This is a genomic window from Oleiphilus sp. HI0132, from assembly GCF_001635845.1.
Map to the genome: position 1 here is coordinate 1 of NZ_LWGJ01001406.1, position 3,953 is coordinate 3,953.

General features: G+C 46.9%; 4 protein-coding genes. All 4 read right to left on the reverse strand.

The features are described from left to right. A partial coding sequence (locus A3766_RS21505) for an enoyl-CoA hydratase-related protein (RefSeq protein ID WP_197479674.1) occupies nt 1-398 on the reverse strand: 398 nt, incomplete at its 3' end. A 59-nt stretch (nt 399-457) separates the two neighbouring features. After that, complete coding sequence (locus A3766_RS21510) at nt 458-2,065, reverse strand: carboxyl transferase domain-containing protein (RefSeq protein ID WP_068507216.1); 1,608 nt, start codon at nt 2,063-2,065, stop codon at nt 458-460. A 70-nt stretch (nt 2,066-2,135) separates the two neighbouring features. Next, complete coding sequence (locus A3766_RS21515; RefSeq protein ID WP_068511075.1) at nt 2,136-3,293, reverse strand: isovaleryl-CoA dehydrogenase; 1,158 nt, start codon at nt 3,291-3,293, stop codon at nt 2,136-2,138. A gap of 39 nt (nt 3,294-3,332) precedes the next feature. Then, nucleotides 3,333-3,713 carry a MerR family DNA-binding transcriptional regulator gene (locus A3766_RS21520; protein WP_068511073.1) on the reverse strand — a complete coding sequence of 127 codons (381 nt, stop codon included), beginning with the start codon at nt 3,711-3,713 and terminating at the stop codon, nt 3,333-3,335. Between the last annotated feature and the right edge of the window lie 240 nt (nt 3,714-3,953).

Here is a 3,953-nt window from a genome sequence, read left to right on the forward strand (position 1 = left end):
CTTAAACAGAAACGTGATTTCTCATCGGCGATGGCAATGTCGCTGCACGCGATAAGCCCGATTGCTCCACCGTAGGCGGCTCCTTGTACGCGTGCTATTGTGGGAATCCTAAGATCGTTTAACTCTTGCATAAGCGCAGCAAGTTGGCGTGCATCGTGAAGGTTGTCTTCATGACTTAGCGTTGCCATACGTTTCATCCAGGCTAAGTCAGCCCCGGCGCAGAAATGTTTGCCATCAGCTTTGAGTACCATAACGCGCGCATCTGAGTCGTTGACTGTTTTTATATGTGCGCGTAGTTCGGTAATTACCTGGTCATCGAAAGCGTTGTGCTTTTCAGGGCGCGATAAGCAAAGGGTGGCGATTTGCTTATCAAATTGAAGAGTACTTGCTGGCTGCATGGTTAATATCCTGATTCATTGAATTGTACCTTATGAGTAATTTGAGTGATCGCTCATACTTACATTCTAAATACGCCAAACTCGGTATCTTCTATTGGTGCGTTTAGGCTAGCTGAGATTGCGACGCCAAGAACTTTTCGAGTGTCGCTAGGCTCGATTATGCCGTCATCCCATAAGCGTGCACTGGCATAATAAGGGTGTGCCTGTTTTTCAAACTGTTCGATAATCGGTTGCTTGAGTGCTTGTTCTTCTTCATCAGACCAAATGATGCCACGTTTAGCCAAACTATCTCGTTTAACTTGTGCCAGAACGCCTGCAGCCTGTTCGCCACCCATTACTGAAATACGTGCATTTGGCCACATCCATAGGAATCGTGGATGATAGGCTCTCCCGCACATGCCGTAATTTCCGGCACCAAAACTTCCGCCAATAATGATCGTAAACTTCGGAACTTTAGCGCAAGCGACGGCCATGACCATCTTTGCCCCATGCTTGGCGATACCGCCTTCTTCAAACGATTTGCCAACCATAAAGCCGGTGACATTTTGTAGGAAGATCAAAGGGATCTTACGTTGGCAGCATAGTTCAATAAAGTGCGCGCCTTTTTGAGCTGACTCAGAGAACAAAATACCGTTGTTAGCAATAATACCTACCGGGTTTCCATATATATGTGCAAAGCCGCAAACGAGTGTTTCACCAAAGTATTGCTTGAACTCTGAAAAGTCAGAATTATCAACGATTCGAGCAATGACCTCTCGCACGTCGTAAGGGGTTTTTAGGTCAGATGGAACCACTCCGTTAATTTCATTTTCCGGGTACTTAGGTGGTTTTGCTGGGCGAGTAGCCATTTGTTTTGGCTTCTGCCAATTAAGATTTGATACACATTCTCGAGCGATCTGGATAGCATGCTCTTCACTGTCGGCATAATGATCAGCAACACCAGAGGTTTTGCAATGCACATCAGCGCCGCCCAGGTCTTCTGCGCTAACTTCTTCACCGGTTGCAGCTTTAACTAGCGGTGGGCCTGCTAGAAAGATTGTACTGTGGTTGCGAACCATTATGCTTTCATCGGCCATTGCAGGGACGTAAGCGCCACCTGCGGTACACAATCCAAGTACAACGGCGATTTGTGGAATCCCTTTGGCAGACATGTTGGCCTGTCGATAGAAAATGTTGCCAAAGTCATCCTCGTCCGGAAAGACTTCATCCTGATTAGGGAGGTTTGCGCCACCTGAATCTACAAGGTAGACGCAGGGTAGGCGATTCTCTTCAGCGATGGTTAAGGCGCGGAGATGTTTTTTAACCGAAAGAGGGTAGTAAGTGCCTCCTTTAACCGTCGAATCGTTGGCAACAATCATGCACTCAGTGCCATTGATTCGGCCTATGCCAGTAATTGCACCGGCAGAGGGAACCTTTTCATCGTATACCTCATGGGCAGCAAGTTGAGATAACTCAAGAAATGGTGAGCCGGGATCAATTAATCTCGTGACTCGGTCTCTGGGTAAAAGCTTTCCTTTAGCTAGGTGGCGCTTTACCGCTTCAGGCCCGGCGCTATTTGCGGTGGCCTGAATGGTTTCACGCAGCCCAGTCACCAGCTCGTCCATCGCAAGCTTTCTTTCTTTAAACTGTGCGCTTAAAGCGTCTGTGTTGGATTGTATAACGGTCATAAATGATTCTATCCATCGATAGCCTTAGCAATATTTGCTAAGGCTTGGCTTTAATTAACGAGGCAGGGTGTTAACGCGTTTCCATAAATAATTCGCGGCCGATTAGCATACGACGAATCTCGGAAGTTCCGGCACCAATTTCATAGAGCTTCGCATCTCGTAATAGGCGCCCAGCAGGGAACTCGTTAATGTAGCCATTGCCGCCAAGTATTTGGATTGCCTCCAAGGCCATTTTAGTTGCTGCTTCAGCGCTGTATAGAATGATACCGGCCGCATCTTTACGGGTGGTCTCACCTCGGTCACAGGCTTTAGCAACGGCGTATAAGTAGGCGCGGCTGGCATTGAGTGCTGTGTACATATCAGCCATCTTCCCCTGGATTAACTGGAACTCGCCGATCGACTGATTAAACTGTTTGCGTTCGTGGATATAAGGTATAACCAGGTCGAGGCAAGATTGCATAATGCCCGTTGGCCCACCTGATAGCACGACACGTTCATAATCGAGGCCGCTCATTAGTACTTTAACGCCCGCATTTTCAAGACCAAGAACATTTTCAACAGGGACTTCGACATCTTGAAATACCAGTTCGCAGGTGTTTGAACCGCGCATACCCAGCTTGTCTAGCTTAGGAGACCGACTAAAGCCCTTCCAGTCACGCTCGACGACAAAGGCAGTTATACCGTGCGGGCCTTTCTCTGGCGCCGTTTTAGCGTAAATGACATAGGTGTTAGCGTCGGGCCCGTTGGTAATCCACATCTTGCTACCGTTGAGAACATAATGGTCACCGCGTTTTTCGGCTTTAAGTTTCATGCTCACAACGTCACTACCAGCGTTCGGCTCACTCATTGCGAGTGCACCAATGTGCTCACCCGAAATAAGCTTCGGTAAATACTTTTCTTTTTGTTCTTGGCTACCGTTACGGTTGATTTGGTTAACACATAAATTTGAATGAGCGCCATAACTAAGGCCAATCGATGCGCTGCCGCGGCTGATCTCTTCCATTGCCAGTACATGAGCAAGGTAGCCCATGTTTGTGCCGCCAAACTCTTCCGGTACGGTCATGCCCAATAGACCCATTTCACCAAGTTTAGGCCAAAGCTCGTTAGGGAACTCGTTATCACTATCGGTCTTTGCAGCGATGGGCGTAATCTCACTTGCGACGAAGTTAGAGACCTGGTCTCTGAGCATGTCATTGGTTTCACACAAATCAAAATTTAGTAATTGCATGGTTGGCCTCACATTTCTATTTATTCGGTAAGAGATTGTTTATGTCTTTTGTTTATTTATCGCGTCTATGCACCGAGACTCGGCTTCATCAAGTTCGAGCTGCATAACACGAATATCTTCAACCTGTTGCTTTAAGACTTGTCTGCGCTCATTAATTTTATCGAGCAGGCGTCGTAATTGAACTTGGTTTGCACCACTTGGGTCGTACAACTGAATGAGTTCTTTTGACTCGGCAAGCGATAAACCAAGGCGTTTGCCTCGAATAATCAGTTTTAGTGTGACTCTGTCGGCATCTGAATAAATTCGCGTTTGTCCCTTTCGGGTAGGGTGCAGAAGTCCCTCTGCTTCATAAAAGCGTATGGTTCTGGTGGTGACATCGAACTCGCGAGACAGTTCGCTAATGCTGAATTGTTGGCTCATTCTATCAACCCTTTTTGGCCAATTTACTTTAGCTATCATGATATACTTACGTTGACGTTAACGTCAACATTGTGTGGTCTAGTGACAAAATTGTGTTGTGGTGGGTTAAAGGGTGGGTGATGCTTATTTCAGTAACTTATAATGTCTGTTCAATAGCTCTACCCAGCTTTCCAGCTTATCTGCATTGCCAATGCGTTTACCTTCCTGACCTCTAATCTTCGAAAGCCATAAGCCTTCACC

What these genes read in the sequence shown, in the direction of transcription:
- A3766_RS21510 (WP_068507216.1), bottom strand. Translation starts at nt 2,065, where the DNA reads ATGACCGTTATACAATCCAACACAGACGCTTTAAGCGCACAGTTTAAA.
- A3766_RS21515 (WP_068511075.1), bottom strand. Translation starts at nt 3,293, where the DNA reads ATGCAATTACTAAATTTTGATTTGTGTGAAACCAATGACATGCTCAGA.
- A3766_RS21520 (WP_068511073.1), bottom strand. Translation starts at nt 3,713, where the DNA reads ATGAGCCAACAATTCAGCATTAGCGAACTGTCTCGCGAGTTCGATGTC.